This is a genomic window from Pseudomonas sp. NFPP02, assembly GCF_900119355.1.
GTDB lineage: Bacteria > Pseudomonadota > Gammaproteobacteria > Pseudomonadales > Pseudomonadaceae > Aquipseudomonas > Aquipseudomonas paracarnis.
The window spans coordinates 257,313-272,824 of the sequence record NZ_FPJI01000007.1; the positions used below are offsets into that span (position 1 = coordinate 257,313).

19 protein-coding genes are annotated in these 15,512 nt (G+C 60.0%); 9 read left to right on the top strand and 10 right to left on the bottom strand.

The window, feature by feature from the left end; genetic code table 11:
• Window position 1: 1 nt before the first annotated feature.
• Genes folX through BT204_RS14740 form a run of 3 tightly spaced genes read left to right on the top strand, consistent with a single transcriptional unit; the run spans window position 2 to window position 1,016 of the window.
• Window positions 2-373 carry a dihydroneopterin triphosphate 2'-epimerase gene (gene folX, locus BT204_RS14730; RefSeq protein WP_003194073.1) on the top strand — a complete coding sequence of 124 codons (372 nt, stop codon included), beginning with the start codon at window positions 2-4 and terminating at the stop codon, window positions 371-373.
• A gap of 15 nt (window positions 374-388) precedes the next feature.
• Window positions 389-685 (top strand): DUF1244 domain-containing protein, encoded by a 297-nt coding sequence (locus BT204_RS14735; RefSeq protein ID WP_032879544.1) that lies wholly within the window; start codon window positions 389-391, stop codon window positions 683-685.
• Entirely contained in the window at window positions 678-1,016 is a 339-nt protein-coding gene (locus BT204_RS14740) for a HopJ type III effector protein (RefSeq protein ID WP_054921544.1), read from the top strand. Before BT204_RS14735 ends, BT204_RS14740 begins: the two co-directional genes overlap by 8 nt.
• A gap of 168 nt (window positions 1,017-1,184) precedes the next feature.
• Here the strand turns inward: BT204_RS14740 and trxB are convergent, their stop codons facing one another.
• Complete coding sequence (gene trxB, locus BT204_RS14745; RefSeq protein ID WP_010206474.1) at window positions 1,185-2,147, bottom strand: thioredoxin-disulfide reductase; 963 nt, start codon at window positions 2,145-2,147, stop codon at window positions 1,185-1,187.
• A gap of 293 nt (window positions 2,148-2,440) precedes the next feature.
• Here trxB and cysZ point away from each other — a divergent pair, with 293 nt between their 5' ends.
• Window positions 2,441-3,205, top strand: a complete 765-nt coding sequence (gene cysZ / locus BT204_RS14750) for a sulfate transporter CysZ (protein WP_054896976.1) — start codon at window positions 2,441-2,443, stop codon at window positions 3,203-3,205.
• Window positions 3,206-3,259: 54 nt separating this feature from the next.
• On the top strand, window positions 3,260-4,462 hold the full coding sequence (locus BT204_RS14755) for a glycosyltransferase family 4 protein (RefSeq protein ID WP_034128746.1): 1,203 nt from the start codon (window positions 3,260-3,262) through the stop codon (window positions 4,460-4,462).
• Here the strand turns inward: BT204_RS14755 and BT204_RS14760 are convergent.
• From BT204_RS14760 to rplU, 7 genes are all read right to left on the bottom strand, one after another.
• Window positions 4,431-5,534, bottom strand: coding sequence for an NADH:flavin oxidoreductase (locus tag BT204_RS14760; RefSeq protein WP_072447249.1), 1,104 nt, complete (start codon window positions 5,532-5,534; stop codon window positions 4,431-4,433). The two genes, BT204_RS14755 and BT204_RS14760, sit on opposite strands and share 32 nt — an antisense overlap.
• 193 nt (window positions 5,535-5,727) lie before the next feature.
• Window positions 5,728-6,210: a glutathione peroxidase gene (locus BT204_RS14765; RefSeq protein WP_054896977.1), complete on the bottom strand. Its 483-nt coding sequence runs from the start codon at window positions 6,208-6,210 to the stop codon at window positions 5,728-5,730.
• A gap of 102 nt (window positions 6,211-6,312) precedes the next feature.
• The gene (locus BT204_RS14770; protein ID WP_003194082.1) at window positions 6,313-6,777 is read right to left on the bottom strand and encodes a CreA family protein; all 465 of its coding nucleotides are present in this window, start codon (window positions 6,775-6,777) and stop codon (window positions 6,313-6,315) included.
• Between the two features lie 16 nt (window positions 6,778-6,793).
• Window positions 6,794-7,912, bottom strand: a complete 1,119-nt coding sequence (gene proB / locus BT204_RS14775) for a glutamate 5-kinase (protein ID WP_019817476.1) — start codon at window positions 7,910-7,912, stop codon at window positions 6,794-6,796.
• A 109-nt stretch (window positions 7,913-8,021) separates the two neighbouring features.
• A complete protein-coding gene (cgtA, locus tag BT204_RS14780; protein ID WP_003194084.1) occupies window positions 8,022-9,245 on the bottom strand; it encodes an Obg family GTPase CgtA in 1,224 nt (407 codons plus the stop codon).
• 192 nt (window positions 9,246-9,437) lie between these two features.
• A complete protein-coding gene (gene rpmA, locus BT204_RS14785; protein ID WP_003176049.1) occupies window positions 9,438-9,695 on the bottom strand; it encodes a 50S ribosomal protein L27 in 258 nt (85 codons plus the stop codon).
• 34 nt (window positions 9,696-9,729) lie between these two features.
• Window positions 9,730-10,044, bottom strand: a complete 315-nt coding sequence (gene rplU, locus BT204_RS14790; RefSeq protein ID WP_007950961.1) for a 50S ribosomal protein L21 — start codon at window positions 10,042-10,044, stop codon at window positions 9,730-9,732.
• Window positions 10,045-10,283: 239 nt separating this feature from the next.
• Here rplU and BT204_RS14795 point away from each other — a divergent pair, with 239 nt between their 5' ends.
• The 3 genes from BT204_RS14795 to BT204_RS14805 all read left to right on the top strand — a co-directional run bounded on the left by BT204_RS14795 (window position 10,284) and on the right by BT204_RS14805 (window position 12,182).
• The gene (locus BT204_RS14795) at window positions 10,284-11,252 is read left to right on the top strand and encodes a polyprenyl synthetase family protein (RefSeq protein ID WP_003194086.1); all 969 of its coding nucleotides are present in this window, start codon (window positions 10,284-10,286) and stop codon (window positions 11,250-11,252) included.
• 170 nt (window positions 11,253-11,422) lie between these two features.
• Entirely contained in the window at window positions 11,423-11,764 is a 342-nt protein-coding gene (locus tag BT204_RS14800; protein WP_034128750.1) for a zinc ribbon domain-containing protein YjdM, read from the top strand.
• A 160-nt stretch (window positions 11,765-11,924) separates the two neighbouring features.
• Window positions 11,925-12,182: a PA4570 family protein gene (locus BT204_RS14805; protein WP_005791321.1), complete on the top strand. Its 258-nt coding sequence runs from the start codon at window positions 11,925-11,927 to the stop codon at window positions 12,180-12,182.
• 60 nt (window positions 12,183-12,242) lie between these two features.
• On the opposite strand, the gene BT204_RS14810 is transcribed toward BT204_RS14805, so the two are convergent.
• Window positions 12,243-12,860 carry a BamJ family beta-barrel-assembly machinery protein gene (locus BT204_RS14810; protein ID WP_034128752.1) on the bottom strand — a complete coding sequence of 206 codons (618 nt, stop codon included), beginning with the start codon at window positions 12,858-12,860 and terminating at the stop codon, window positions 12,243-12,245.
• Between the two features lie 255 nt (window positions 12,861-13,115).
• Between BT204_RS14810 and BT204_RS14820 the strand changes: the two genes are divergently transcribed.
• Window positions 13,116-15,035, top strand: coding sequence for a HAMP domain-containing methyl-accepting chemotaxis protein (locus BT204_RS14820; protein WP_072447251.1), 1,920 nt, complete (start codon window positions 13,116-13,118; stop codon window positions 15,033-15,035).
• A gap of 74 nt (window positions 15,036-15,109) precedes the next feature.
• On the opposite strand, the gene BT204_RS14825 is transcribed toward BT204_RS14820, so the two are convergent.
• On the bottom strand, window positions 15,110-15,478 hold the full coding sequence (locus BT204_RS14825) for a glyoxalase superfamily protein (protein WP_054896979.1): 369 nt from the start codon (window positions 15,476-15,478) through the stop codon (window positions 15,110-15,112).
• Between the last annotated feature and the right edge of the window lie 34 nt (window positions 15,479-15,512).

Here is a 15,512-nt window from a genome sequence, read left to right on the forward strand (position 1 = left end):
AATGCCACAACTTCAACCAGGCATGGCGCGTATCCGGGTCAAGGACCTGTGCCTGCGCACCTTTATCGGCATCAACGAGGACGAAATCCTCAACAAGCAGGATGTGCTGATCAACCTGACCATCCTGTATGCCGCCCAGGAAGCCGTGCGTGACAACGACATCGACCACGCCCTGAACTACCGCACCATCACCAAGGCCATCATCGCTCACGTCGAAGGCAATCGCTTTGCCCTGCTGGAGCGCCTGACCCAGGAATTGCTGGACCTGGTGATGAGCAACGAATCGGTGCTGTACGCCGAAGTCGAAGTGGACAAGCCCCACGCGCTGCGCTTTGCCGAGTCGGTTTCGATCACTCTGGCCGCCAGCCGCTGATACTAAGTGAGCCCTATGAACGACCAACAACGCCTCGAACTCGAAGCCGCCGCCTTTCGCCGATTGGTGGCCCACCTGGACAGCCGCAAGGATGTGCAGAATATCGACCTGATGAACCTCGCCGGCTTCTGCCGTAACTGCCTGTCCAAGTGGTACAAGGCCGAGGCCGACGAACGCCAGATCGAGGTCAGCCTCGATGACGCCCGTGAAGTGGTGTACGGCATGCCGTACGCAGAGTGGAAAGCCCAATACCAGCAAGAAGCCAACGCAGACCAACAGGCCGCGTTCGCCAAAGGAAAGCCTCATGACTGATTTGAACACCCTGCGCGCCAGCCTCAACAGCGGCGAACACGCCTTTGCCGATACCTTGGCGTTCGTCGCGGCGGGTTACGACTACCAGCCGCAAGCTTTCATCAACGGCGGTGTGGAAAATGCCGCTGGGCAGAATGAAGGGTCGTGCAAGACCCTGGGTTTGGCGCTTTTGGAAGGCTTGAGCGATCAGGAGGCGTTGCTAGCGTTTGGGGAGCATTACCGTTCGGTGCTGGCTACACCTGAGGGCAGTGACCATGGCAATATCCGGGCGTTGATTGCCCATGGACTGGCCGCAGTGAAGTTTGCTGAACAGCCTCTGACTCGCCGCTGATTTAATAACCAACCCCGCTCAATGTGGGAGCCGGGCTTGCCCGCGATGGCGGTGGTGACTATCACACCGCTATCGCAGGCAAGCCAGCTCCCACATTTGTTTAGCGGAGCAGGTTGGATCGCAGGCATAAAAAAACCGGCTTTCGCCGGTTTTTTTGAGTCAACGGGTTTAGAACGAAGCGTCCTTCAAACCGTCGAGGTAACGCTCGGCATCCAGGGCCGCCATGCAACCGGCGCCGGCCGAGGTGATGGCCTGGCGGTAAACGTGGTCTGCCACGTCGCCGGCAGCGAAGATACCTTCGATGTTGGTCGCAGTTGCATTGCCTTCGCGGCCGCCCTGCACCACCAGGTACCCGTCTTTGGCTTCCAGCACGCCTTCGAACAGTGAGGTGTTCGGAGTGTGGCCGATAGCGATGAACACGCCGTCCACTTTCAGCTCGTCGAAACTGCCGTCGTTGTTTTTCAGACGGGCACCGGTCACACCCATGTTGTCGCCCAGGACTTCATCCAGGGTGGCGTTGAGCTTGAGGATGATCTTGCCTTCAGCGACACGGGCGTGCAGCTTGTCGATCAGGATCTTCTCGGCGCGGAAGGTCTCGCGGCGGTGAACCAGGGTCACGGTGCTGGCGATGTTGGCCAGGTACAGCGCCTCTTCCACGGCAGTGTTGCCACCGCCGACCACGGCAACGGGCTTGTTGCGGTAGAAGAAACCATCGCAAGTGGCGCAGGCGGAAACACCCTTGCCCATGAACGCTTCTTCCGACGGCAGGCCCAGGTAACGCGCACTGGCACCAGTGGCAATGATCAGTGCATCGCAGGTGTACACACCGCTGTCACCGGTCAGGCTGTAAGGCTTTTTCGAGAAGTCGACCTGGTTGATATGGTCGAAGACGATCTCGGTTTCAAAGCGCTCGGCGTGCTCTTTCATGCGTTCCATGAGCACCGGGCCAGTCAAGCCATGGACATCGCCCGGCCAGTTGTCGACTTCAGTAGTGGTGGTCAACTGACCGCCCGCCTGCATGCCGGTGATCAGCAACGGCTTGAGATTGGCCCGGGCAGCGTAGACAGCGGCGCTGTAACCGGCAGGGCCGGAACCGAGAATAATCACTCGGGAATGACGGGTATCAGACATGACTCACTCCTACCGACCGCCCGGACCACAGGGCGGCGGGAATAAAAAAGGACGGCGAAGCACTTGGGGAAGGCTTTGACTCGCCAGGTCCTGAAAATAATGGGTGCAGCGTATCGAGGGGGGCAAGATTAAGGAAATACGCAATAACAATCCAGCTCATAGGTGTTCTCTATGCGTGCAATCAAGCTAATCGACACCTTTGTAACCCTGGATGTCGCCTACCTGCCCGCGCTTTCACATCAGGTGCAAAGCCGGTAAGGTCGGCGCGTTCGCCATTTTGCTCGGAGTACCCCATGCCCGCCCCTGCTCTTTCCGGCCCGCAATACCTGCGTGAAGGCCTCAAACTGGTGTTGAGCCCAGGCCTGCGCCTGTTTGTGCTGTTGCCGTTGGCGATCAACCTGGTGCTGTTCGTCGGATTGATCTATTTCGCCGGCCATCAGTTCAGCCTGTGGGTCGACAGCTTGATGCCGACGCTGCCCCACTGGCTAGGCTTTTTGAATTACCTGTTGTGGCCGCTGTTTGTCGTGCTGGTGGTGCTGATGGTGTTTTTCACCTTCACCATGCTCGCCAATATTATCGCCGCGCCGTTCAACGGGTTTCTCGCCGAGAAGGTCGAGGTCGTGGTACGTGGCACCGACGACTTCCCGCCGTTCAGTTGGGGTGAGCTGGCTGCCATGGTCCCGCGCACCCTGGCGCGGGAGATGCGCAAGCTGGGTTACTTCCTGCCGCGCGCCATCGGCCTGTTCATCCTGTCGTTCATCCCGGTGGTCAACCTGATCGCAGCGCCGTTGTGGCTGCTGTTTGGCGTGTGGATGATGGCGATCCAGTACATCGACTACCCGGCCGACAACCACAAGCTGGGCTGGAACGAAATGCTCGCGTGGCTGCGCCAGAAACGCTGGCAGAGCATGAGTTTTGGCGGCATTGTCTACCTGGTACTGCTGGTGCCGGTGGTCAACCTGTTGATGATGCCAGCGGCGGTGGCCGGGGCGACGCTGTTCTGGGTGCGGGAGCAAGGCGCCGAAGCGATGGCGCAGCCGGCGGTGGCCAAGTCATAAATCCATCATCGCCCTGACACAATGACGACATGGCCCACGCAGACACTGTGAGTCATGACGACAGCCTCGCTTCACATCACCCTCATTACCGAAACCTTCCCGCCGGAAATCAACGGGGTGGCCAATACCCTTGGCCGCCTGTGCGAGGGTTTGCGTTCACGCGGTCATCAGGTCGAGCTGGTACGCCCACGCCAGAGTGCCGACCAAAACCGCTCCAGCGACGATGAACTGCTGCTGTGCCGCGGCTGGCCACTGCCGGGCTATCCAGGCTTGCAATGGGGCCAATCGTCAATGCGCAAGTTGCTGCGCCGCTGGACGCGGCAACGCCCGGATGTGCTGTATATCGCCACGGAAGGGCCGCTGGGGCTCTCGGCGCTGCGCGCTGCGAGGCGCCTGGGGATCGGCGTAGTCAGCGGCTTTCATACCAACTTTCAGCAGTATTCGAACCAGTATGGCTTGAGCCTGTTGAGCCGCGTGGTCACCCATTACCTGCGCTGGTTTCATAACCGCTCGAGCCTGACCCTGGTACCGAGCGCCAGCCAGCGCCTGGAGCTGGAGCGCCGGCATTTTGAGCGTCTGGATATGTTATCCCGGGGTGTCGACAGCCAATTGTTCCACCCGGCCAAACGCGATAACGCCATGCGTGAAAATTGGGGGTTGGAGAACCACGATATTGCTGTGCTGCATGTGGGACGCCTGGCCCAAGAGAAGAACCTGAGGCTGCTCAAGCGCTGCTTTGATGCCTTGCAGGCTGCCTATCCAATGCGGCGCATGAAGCTGATTGTGGTCGGTGATGGCCCCCAGCGCTCGTCGATGGAACACGATTTGCCCGATGCAGTGTTCTGCGGAACGCAGCGCGGCGAAGAGCTGGCAAGGCATTACGCCTCAGGGGATTTGTTCCTGTTCCCCAGCCTGACCGAAACCTTCGGCAATGTGGTGCTTGAAGCGATGGCGTCTGGCCTGGGCGTGGTGGCTTACGACCAGGCCGCCGCGAGCCAGCATCTGCGCCATGGCTATAGCGGCGCACTGTCGATGCCTGGGGATGAAGACGCATTTTGCGACGCGGCCATCTGGCTGCTGGAGGAGCGCGAAACGTTGCGCAGAGTGCGCTTGAATGCCCGACAACATGCCAGCCGTCAGGGCTGGCCGGCGATTATCGAGCAGTTCGAGCGCCAGTTGCGCGGGGTATGCGAGGACGGCCAACCGGTGCCCGCCCTCTTACCGCTCACACCAGAGTCATCAACGCCTCACGACTGAAGGGCAAGATGTCACTCTCGCGCCCTTCGCGCACCTTCACCGCCCAATCCGGGTCCACTAGCAAGGCACGGCCCACTGCCACGAGGTCGAACTCATCGTTGTTCAGGCGCTCCAGCAGTTTCTCCAGGCTGGCAGGCTGGGCAACTTTGTCGGTGTTGACCATGAACTGCAGGAACTCGCCATCCAGGCCCACGCTGCCTACTGTGATGGTTGGCTTACCGGTTAGCTGACGCGTCCAACCGGCGAGGTTAAGGTCGGAGCCTTCAAATTCCGGCTCCCAGAAACGACGGGTGGAGCAGTGGAAAATATCCACGCCAGCGTCAGACAGTGGCTTGAGAAACTCACCCAACGCCTCAGGGGTTTGCACCAGGCGCGCGGTGTAGTCCTGCTGCTTCCACTGGGAGAAACGCAAGATGATCGGAAAGTCCGGGCCGACAGCGGCGCGGGTGGCCTGGATCAGCTCAATGGCGAAGCGCGAACGGTTGGCCAGGCTGCCACCGTATTCGTCGGTGCGCTGGTTGCTGCCTTCCCAGAAGAACTGGTCCACGAGGTAGCCGTGGGCACCGTGGATTTCCACGCCGTCCATGCCGATGGCCTGGGCATCCTTGGCGGCCTGGGCGAAGGCGTTGATCACGTCCTTGATGTCCTGTTTGGTCATGCCGTGCACAACGACATTGCCGTCCTTGAGCTTTTCCATCGGGCCATAAGCCGGCACGCTGGCATCAGGCTCAGTGCCCATACGGCGCACACTGCCCACATGCCACAGCTGCGGAACAATCTTGCCGCCTTCGGCGTGGACTGCATCGACCACTTTCTTCCAGCCAGCCAAGGCGGCTTCACCGTAGAAATGCGGCACGTTGGGGTAGCCATTGGAGGCTGGGTGCCCGACCACGGTGCCTTCAGTGATGATCAAGCCCACACCGGCAGCGGCACGGCGGCGGTAGTACTCAACGACTTTGGAATTGGGTACGCCGCCAGGGGAGAACGAGCGAGTCATGGGCGCCATGACCACGCGGGTCGACAGTTGCAATGCACCGAGCTGGAAGGGTTTGAACAAGGCTTGGACGGGCATGGAACGCTCCACGGGAGAGTGAATTTATGATGCAGATAATATGGAGAGCTTGCAGCGCTGAGTAGCACTATTGATCTAAATGATTAAGGAGTAAAAGCGGGACGCGGAGCGCCCAGGGTGGCATTCCCACGCAGAGCGTGGGAACGATCAACGATCAACGCAGAGCGTAGGAACGATCAGGCCTTCACTGACGTCAGCTCAAGGCTTTTTCGATGGCCTGGATGATGGAGGGGTCTTCCGGGGGCGTGCGTGGTGAGAAGCGCGCAAGTACACGGCCATCCTTACCCAACAGGAATTTCTCGAAGTTCCAGGTGATATCCCCGGGGAATTCAGCGCCCTCGCCCGCCAGCAAACGGTACAACTGGTGCCGATCAGGCCCGTTGACCTCGATCTTGCTGCCCAGTGGAAAGGTCACGCCGTAGTTCAGGCTGCAGAACTGCTGAATCTGCTCCTCGGTGCCCGGCTCCTGGCCTGCAAACTGGTTGCATGGCAAGCCGAGCACTGTGAACCCTTGGTCCTTGTACTGCTGATAGAGGTTTTCCAACGCCGCGTATTGCGGGGTCAAACCACATTTGGACGCAACATTGACCACCAGCACAACTTGGCCCTTGAAAGGCGCCAGCGGTAGCGCTTGTCCGTCCAGGGCTTTGAGTTTCAGATCGTGGAAAGCACTCATGACGAACTCCAGATATCCCATGTTCTTTGCATTGCAGCCCTTCGGAGCTTACAACCGGCAAAGCTGCAATCATAGACGCCGGTGACAAAACTCGCCTGCAGGTTACTGAGCGGTCGGCCATGGCAGAATCGGAATTGCCGTCACCGCATTCTGCGGGCTGCCTTCGATCAAACGGTCGCTATAGACCAGATACACCAGGGTGTTGCGCTTCTTGTCGAGGAAACGCACCACCTGCATGGTCTTGAATACCAGCGAGGTGCGCTCCTTGAACACTTCGTCGCCGTCCTTGAGCTCACCCTTGAAGTGGATCGGGCCCACCTGGCGGCAAGCGATCGAGGCTTCGGCACGGTCTTCAGCCAGACCCAGGCCGCCCTTTACCCCGCCGGTCTTGGCACGCGACAAGTAGCAGGTCACGCCATCGACCTTGGGGTCGTCAAACGCTTCAACCACAATCCGGTCGTTGGGGCCGACGAACTTGAACACCGTCGACACCTGGCCGACTTCTTCGGCCGAAGCCAGCAGCGGCATGGCCAACAGCAGGCCGAGCAATCCCTTCATCACGCGCATCGTGTATTTCCTATGGTTAAACCAGGATCAGGTTGTCGCGGTGAACCAGTTCCGGTTCCGCCATATAGCCCAAGAGTCCGACAATGGCGTCGGAAGATTGTCCAATAATCTTCTGTGCTTCCAGGGCGCTGTAATTGGCCAGGCCGCGCGCAATCTCGCGACCGTCTGGCGCAACGCACACCACCATCTCGCCACGGCGGAAGCTGCCCTGCACCAACTTCACACCCACCGGCAGCAAGCTCTTGTTGCCTTGGGACAAGGCCGATACGGCCCCCGCATCCAGCACCAGCGTGCCACGGGTTTGCAGGTGCCCGGCCAACCATTGCTTGCGCGCCGCCAGCATGCCGCGTTCCGGCGACAGCAGCGTACCGATGCGCTCACCGGCCTTGAGGCGATCAAGCACGCGCTCCAGGCGCCCGCCGACGATGATGGTGTGGGCACCGGAACGCGCGGCCAGGCGAGCGGCGCGCAGTTTGGTCTGCATGCCGCCACGGCCCAGGGCACCACCGACACTGCCGGCGACCGCATCCAGCGCCGGGTCGTCGGCGCGGGCTTCATAGATAAGCTGGGCATCGGGGTTGTTGCGCGGGTCGGCGTCGAACATGCCATCGCGGTCGGTGAGGATCACCAACAGGTCAGCCTCTACCAGGTTGGCTACCAGGGCGGCCAGGGTGTCGTTGTCACCGAAGCGGATTTCGTCGGTGACCACAGTGTCGTTCTCGTTGATGACCGGGATGACCTTGAGCTCCACCAGCGCGCGCAAGGTGCTGCGGGCGTTGAGGTAACGCTTGCGGTCGGACAGGTCGTCGTGGGTCAGCAACACCTGCGCCGTGTGGCGGCCGTGCTCGGCAAAGCTGGACTCCCAGGCTTGCACCAGGCCCATCTGGCCGATGGCGGCAGCGGCTTGCAGTTCATGCATCGCGCTGGGTCGCGCGGTCCAGCCGAGGCGGCTCATCCCGGCGGCAACCGCTCCGGACGACACCAGCACCAACTCAACGCCTGCTTCATGCAAGGCCACCATCTGCTCGACCCAGACGCTCATGGCTGCGCGATCCAGACCTTTGCCATCCGCCGTCAACAGCGCACTGCCGATTTTCACGACCCAGCGCTGCGCACCTGTCACTTTGCTCCGCATCATCTTCAACCTTAGAGTGAGGGCCGCGCGACCCAGCGCTGCCCATAACGTTATACCCGGATACCAAAACGCCGCTCCAGAGAGCGGCGTTCAAGTTTATCGCAACGGATCAGTCACGCACGTAAATGATTTCCGGACCGTCTTCATCATCCACGTCTTCTTCGTCCCAATCATCGTCGCCGATGTCGTGGACCGACTTCACGCCGCTGCGGCGCAGAGCACGCTGGTCGTCCAGGGCCTGCAACTGGGCGCGGGCTTCGTCTTCGATCTGCTGGTCGAGCTCGGCGAGTTCGGCCTTGTACACCGGGTCGGCCGCCAGGCGGTCGGCACGGTCTTCCAGGTAACGCATGATGTCGCGGGTCAGGCGCTCGGTGCCTTCTTTGGCGATGGCCGAGATGACGTAGACCGGACCTTCCCACTCCAGGCGATCAACGATCTCCTTGACGCGCTCTTCGTGCTCTTCTTCAAGAATCTGGTCGCACTTGTTCAGTACCAACCAGCGATCGCGCTCGGCCAGGGCCGGGCTGAACTTGGTCAGTTCGCTGACGATGACTTCGGCAGCATCGGCGGCACTGGTGTCATCCAGCGGCGCCATGTCGACGAGGTGCAGCAGCAAACGGGTGCGGGACAAGTGCTTGAGGAAGCGGATGCCCAGGCCAGCACCGTCGGAAGCGCCTTCGATCAAGCCAGGAATGTCGGCGACTACGAAGCTTTTCCAGCGGTCGACGCTGACCACGCCCAGGTTTGGCACCAGGGTGGTGAACGGGTAGTCGGCGACTTTCGGCTTGGCAGCCGACACCGAGCGAATGAAGGTACTTTTACCCGCGTTCGGCAGACCCAGCAGGCCCACGTCCGCCAGTACTTTCATTTCCAGCTTCAGGTCGCGCTGCTCGCCCGGCTTGCCCGGCGTGGTCTGGCGCGGTGCACGGTTGGTACTGGACTTGAATCGGGTGTTACCCAGACCGTGCCAACCGCCCTGCACAACCATCAGCTTCTGGCCGGCCTTGGTCAGGTCGCCAATCACTTCCTGGGTCGCAGAGTCGATGATCGTGGTGCCGACCGGTACGCGCAGTACCAGATCTTCACCTTTTTTACCGGTGCAGTCGGTGCTGCCGCCGTTGGAGCCACGCTCGGCATCGAAGTGCCGGGTGTAACGGTAGTCGACCAGGGTGTTGAGGTTTTCGTCGGCCATCATGTAGATGGAACCGCCGTCACCGCCGTCACCGCCGTTCGGGCCACCGTTTTCGATGAATTTTTCGCGACGGAAACTCATGCAACCGTTACCGCCGTCGCCTGCTTTTACTCGGATGGAAACTTCATCAACGAACTTCATAACAAAACGCCTCTCGCCGCATGGACGAGCTTAAGAAACCAAGACATAAGACTCTTGCAAAAATGAGCGCAGCGACCTCAATCAGCGACCGCAAACCTGCGCCTGAGCTCATCACAAACAGCTTTGCAAGAGACTCACTCCACAAACGAAAAAGCCCCGTCGCAAGACAGGGCTTTTCCAGCGATCTCGCAATTAAGCTGCGACAACGCTCACGTAACGGCGGTTGAACGCGCCCTTTACTTCGAACTTGATCACGCCTTCGATTTTAGCGAAGAGGGTGTGATCTTTACCCATGCCAACACCGTAACCGGCGTGGAATTGGGTGCCGCGCTGACGCACGATGATGTTGCCCGGAATGATTTTCTGGCCGCCATACATCTTCACGCCAAGGCGTTTGGCTTCTGAGTCGCGACCGTTACGGGTACTACCACCAGCTTTTTTGTGTGCCATGAGTCAATTCTCCTAGTGAGGAATTAGGCTGAAATTAAGCCTGAATACCGGTGATTTTGATCTCGGTGTACCACTGGCGGTGGCCCATACGCTTCATGTGGTGCTTACGACGACGGAACTTGATGATGCGGACTTTATCGTGACGACCTTGGGAGATCACTTCAGCCACAACGGTAGCGCCAGCAACAACTGGAGCGCCGATGTTCACGTCATCGCCATTGGCGACCAACAGAACGCGATCAAAAGTAACGGATTCGCCAGTAGCGACTTCCAGTTTCTCGATCTTCAGGTATTCACCTGGGGCGACTTTGTATTGCTTGCCACCAGTAACAATTACTGCGTACGACATGGTATTTCTCCGATAATCCTGCTCACCCAGCGCTTTATAAGAAGAGGTATTGGCTGGCATGGCTGCATGGGATGGACGTCCCGAATGCAATTGCGTAAGGCAGGTGCTGCCCAGGAAGTTCAGGGTGCGCGATTGTACGCAAGCTATGGGAGGCTTGCAAGGGGCCGTCTATCGCGCCTTGACACCCGGGGGTCAGGGTCCTAGCATGCCGCGCAACCCTTCTGGAGCGACTGTCGCTGATGCAACCCCAAGCTTTCTACCGCGCGGTCGCGGACGATTTTAGCGCCGTCGACGGCATCATCAAGCAGCAGCTGACGTCTAAAGTGCCGCTGGTCTCCAAAATTGGCGACTACATTACGTCGGCGGGCGGCAAACGCCTGCGTCCTTTATTAGTGTTGCTGTGCGGCAAGGCCCTGGGCCGTCAAGGCGATGACCTGCGCCTACTGGCCGCCACGATCGAATTCCTGCACACCGCCACCCTGCTGCATGACGACGTGGTCGACATGTCCGGTATGCGCCGTGGTCGCGAGACCGCAAACGCGATGTGGGGCAATGCGCCCAGCGTGTTGGTGGGCGACTTCCTGTATTCGCGCTCGTTCGAAATGATGGTGGAACTGGGCTCGATGCCCGTGATGAAGATTCTTTCACAGGCCACACGCATCATCGCCGAAGGCGAAGTGTTGCAACTGTCCAAAGTCCGCGATGCCAGCACCACTGAAGAAACCTATATGGAAGTGATTCGCGGCAAAACCGCGATGCTCTTCGAAGCCTCTACCCACAGTGCAGCCGCGCTGTGTGGCGCCACCGCCGAACAGGCCGAGGCCCTGCGCACGTTCGGTGATCACCTGGGCGTGGCGTTCCAACTGGTGGATGACCTGCTCGACTACAAGGGCGACGCTGAAACCCTGGGCAAGAACGTCGGTGACGACCTGGCCGAGGGCAAGCCGACCTTGCCGCTGATCTACACCATGCGCGAAGGCACGCCGGAACAGGCTGCCCTGGTGCGCAAGGCGATCCAGAAAGGCGGGATCGAAGACCTGGAAGCCATCCGTGCCGCCGTAGAAGCCTCGGGCTCCCTGGAGTACACCGCGCAACTGGCGCGTGACTACGTGGCGCGGGCGATCACATGCCTGGAAGCGCTGCCGGCCAGTGAATACCGGGATGCCCTGGTCGAGCTGAGTGAGTTTGCGGTCGCCCGTACTCACTGATTCCGCGCTGTTTAATGTGGGAGCTGGCTTGCCTGCGATGACGGGAGTGAATTCACTGCCGCTATCGCAGGCAAGCCAGCTCCCACATTAGGACGAGTCCAACCCCACCCGCGTTTAAAACCCTATATAATGTGCGACTTTTAGCCATCCCTGACTTTCTAGGAGCTTTAGTGAGCACGTTGCCACCCTGCCCAAAATGCAATTCCGAATACACCTACGAAGACGGCGCCCAACTGGTCTGCCCGGAATGCGCCCATGAGTGGTCCGCCAACGGCGAGGCCGAAGTGGTCGGCGATGAGACCGTGAAGAAAGACTCTGTGGGCAACGTCCTGCAGGATGGCGACACCATCACCGTGATCAAGGACCTCAAGGTCAAGGGCACTTCCCTGGTGGTCAAGGTCGGCACCAAGGTCAAGAACATCCGCCTGTGCGACGGCGACCACGATATCGACTGCAAGATCGACGGGATCGGCCCGATGAAACTCAAGTCCGAGTTCGTGCGCAAAGTCTGAACCTGCTGCATTCCATCCCGCGCCCGCCGCGGGATGGCGTTTCGCCCTCTGCGTTGATCGAACGCAATACCCACACAGAAAAACCCAGAAATTGCCAATAGACGCTTGCTATTCTACGAATAAGAATTATTCTCATTGAAACCCATCAAGGAGAACGACCATGACTTATTTGATAGATGCCTGGCTGGATCGCCCCCACCCTTACCTGCGAATCCTGCATCGGGAAACCGGTGAAGTCTGTGCGGTGCTTGAGGAAGAAGCGCTGAACGAGCTGCAGGACCAGGGCGATCTGGACGTGAACGGCCTGAGTTCCAGTGAGCCTGGGGTGCTGAAGGAAGTGGTGAGGAATCTGTTTCTGTTCTGCTATGCACGAGCGTTGCGCCCGGCGACCGACTTGAATGGCAAGTTCCATCCATGAAGAAACTGGCAAATACCTGTTGGGGCGAACGCGTTCGTCCCAACAGGTAACCAGCAGGCCTTACAGAACGTCGAGCAGCTCGACGTCGAATACCAGAACGCTGTGCGGCGGGATGCTGCCAACGCCTTGAGCGCCGTAAGCCAGTTCGCTCGGCACGTACAGGCGCCATTTGCTGCCGGCATTCATCAGTTGCAGGGCTTCGGTCCAGCCGGCGATCACGCCACCCACCGGGAATTCTGCAGGCTGGCCGCGCTCGTAGGAGCTGTCGAACACAGTGCCGTCGATCAGGGTGCCGTGGTAGTGAGTACGCACTTGGTCTTCACGGGTCGGCTTGGCGCCGGTACCGGCCGTCAGCACTTCAAATTGCAGGCCGGAAGCCAGGGTGGTGATGCCATCACGCTTGGCGTTTTCTGCCAGGAAAGCCAGGCCAGCGCCCGCTGCAGCTTCGGCCTTGGCAGCGGCTTCGGCTTGCATGATTTCGCGGATCACCTTGAAGCTGGCCGCCATTTGTTCTTGGTCAACACGGCTTGGCGAGCCTGCGAATGCGTCGGTCAGGCCGGCCAGGATCGCGTCCAGGCTGACGCCCGGTGGCGGGTTGTCGCGCAGTTGGTCGCCCAACTGACGGCCGATACCGTAGCTGACGCGGGTTTCGTCGGTGGACAGATTAACTTCGGACATGAAGAGGCTCCGCTGTAGGACGCCACGGTTTCCCGCGCCGCCCAGAACTAAAAGGGCCCGCAGACTAGCACACATGAGCGGGCCGTGATCAGCCCCACCCCGGCATCGCCGTTGCGCGCCGGCGACCCTTCGTCGACGAACAATAAAAGTATTTCAGAATCATCCTTTCCCGCCGATACAGCCCTACACATCTTGGCTGGCTCAAACAAAAACACACCGTCCAGCAGACAGACATCACTCTTCAAGGAGCTTTCGATGAACAGCTGGTTCGGTAACATCAGCGTCAATCTCAAACTCGGCCTGGGCTTCGGCCTGGTGCTGGTCCTCACCTCGATCCTGGCACTCACTGGCTGGACCAGCCTGGGCGGCTTGATCGACCGTAGCAATTGGATGAGCGACATCACCCAGCTCAATGCCTCGCTGACCAAGCTGCGTATCGTGCGCTTGCAATACATGCTGGCCAATGGCGACGAAGCTGTGGCGCAGAACGTGCAGACCAGCCTCGATGCCTTCGCCGCCCAGCAACAGAAGCTGCTCGACAGCTTCAAGAGCCCGGAAAACCTCAAGCTGCTCAATGAGCAGAAAGCCGTCATTACCGCTTACCGCCAGTCCCTGAACAAAATGCGCGAGGCCTACCGCAATGGCAACGCTGCGCGCGATGTCATGGGCGCCAAGGCCGACATTGCGAACGCGCAAATCAATGCGCTGGAAGCCAGTGTGCAGCAGTCACCCGACAGCCCGGAACGCTTCACGCAGTTCCTGGCCGTGACCCAGGCCAAGAACGAATTCCTGCAGGCTCGCTACGAAGTGCGCGGCTATACCAATAGCCCCAACGCAGAAACCGAAGCCCGCGCGGCTACACAGCTGGAAAAAGCTGTCGCCGGTTTGAAAGGCCTCAGCGTTGCCTTCGGTACTGGCCAGCAAAGCGCATTGTCCGCACTGGAAACCGCGCTAGGCGCCTACCGCAGCGCCGTGCAGAGCTACAAGGCGGCCAATGCCAATATCGTCACCGCCCGTGCCGAAATGACCACCCAGGGCGCCGACATCGTGACGATCAGCGACAAGCTGTACGACATCCAACTGGAACGTCGCGACGCCGAAAGCACCCAGGCCCGCAGCCTGCAACTGATCAGCACCTTGCTGGCCCTGTTGGTCGGCGTGATTGCCGCGTGGGTGATCACCCGCCAGATCACCCGCCCGATCCAGGACACCCTGGCCGTGGTGGAGCGCATCGCTTCGGGCGACTTGAGCCACAATATCCAGGTGACCCGTCGCGACGAACTGGGCGTGTTGCAGCAAGGCATCCAGCGCATGGGCACCACCCTGCGCGAGCTGATCAGCGGCATTCGCGACGGCGTCACTCAGATCGCCAGCGCCGCCGAAGAGTTGTCAGCCGTGACCGAGCAAACCAGCGCCGGCGTGAACAGCCAGAAGATCGAGACCGATCAGGTCGCCACCGCCATGCATGAAATGACCGCCACCGTGCAGGAAGTTGCGCGCAATGCCGAACAGGCTTCCCAAGCCGCTTCCGACGCTGACGGCCAGGCCCGCGAAGGCGATAAAGTGGTGGCTGAAGCCATCGCCCAGATCGAACGCCTGGCGGCCGAAGTGGCGCGCTCCACCGACGCCATGACGCACCTGCAACAAGAGAGCAACAAGATCGGCAGCGTGATGGACGTGATCAAGGCCGTGGCCGAACAGACCAACCTGCTGGCACTTAACGCCGCCATTGAAGCTGCGCGTGCCGGAGAAGCCGGCCGTGGGTTTGCTGTGGTCGCCGACGAAGTGCGTGGCCTGGCGCAGCGTACACAGAAGTCCACCGAGGAAATCGAAGGCCTGGTGGCCGGCTTACAGAACGGCACCCAACAAGTCGCCAGCGTGATGAACAACAGCCGCAGCCTCACCGACAGCAGCGTCGAACTGACGCGCAAGGCCGGGGTATCCTTGGAAAACATCACCCGCACCGTGTCGAATATCCAGTCGATGAACCAGCAGATTGCCGCAGCCGCCGAACAACAGAGCGCCGTGGCGGAAGAGATCAGCCGCAGTATCGTGAACGTGCGTGACGTGTCTGAGCAGACCGCTACGGCCAGTGATGAGACAGCCAAATCGAGTGTTGAACTGGCACGCCTGGGTAGCCAGTTGCAGCAGATGGTCAGTCATTTCCGGGTGTAGCCCCACAACTATTGTGGCGAGGGAGCTTGCTCCCTCGCCACAAGGGCCTTACCTGCGAACAGCCCATGGGATAATCAGCCCTCGCTCTCCTCAACAAACACCAATCGATTCCCAAACGGGTCTCTGATGCTCATCTCCCGTGTCCCCCACGGCGTGTCTTCCACCCCAGGCTTGGCATACCGGTATTCCTTGCCCAGCAATTGCTGCTGATACGCATCGACCCCTTGGGCCTGGACCCGCACAGCCGCCCCTGGCGAAGCATCGCCATGATGCTCGGACAAGTGCAGCACACACTCCCCCAGCGACACTTGCACGTACAACGGAAAATTCGCCTCGAAGCGATGCTGCCAATCGACCTTGAACCCCAGGAAATCGACGTAGAACTCCAACGCCTTGGCCTCGTCGAAAATCCGCAGGATGGGGGTGACTTTTCCTAAGTGCATATAACTCTCCAAGTGCCGGTCGCTCGTTGCTGGC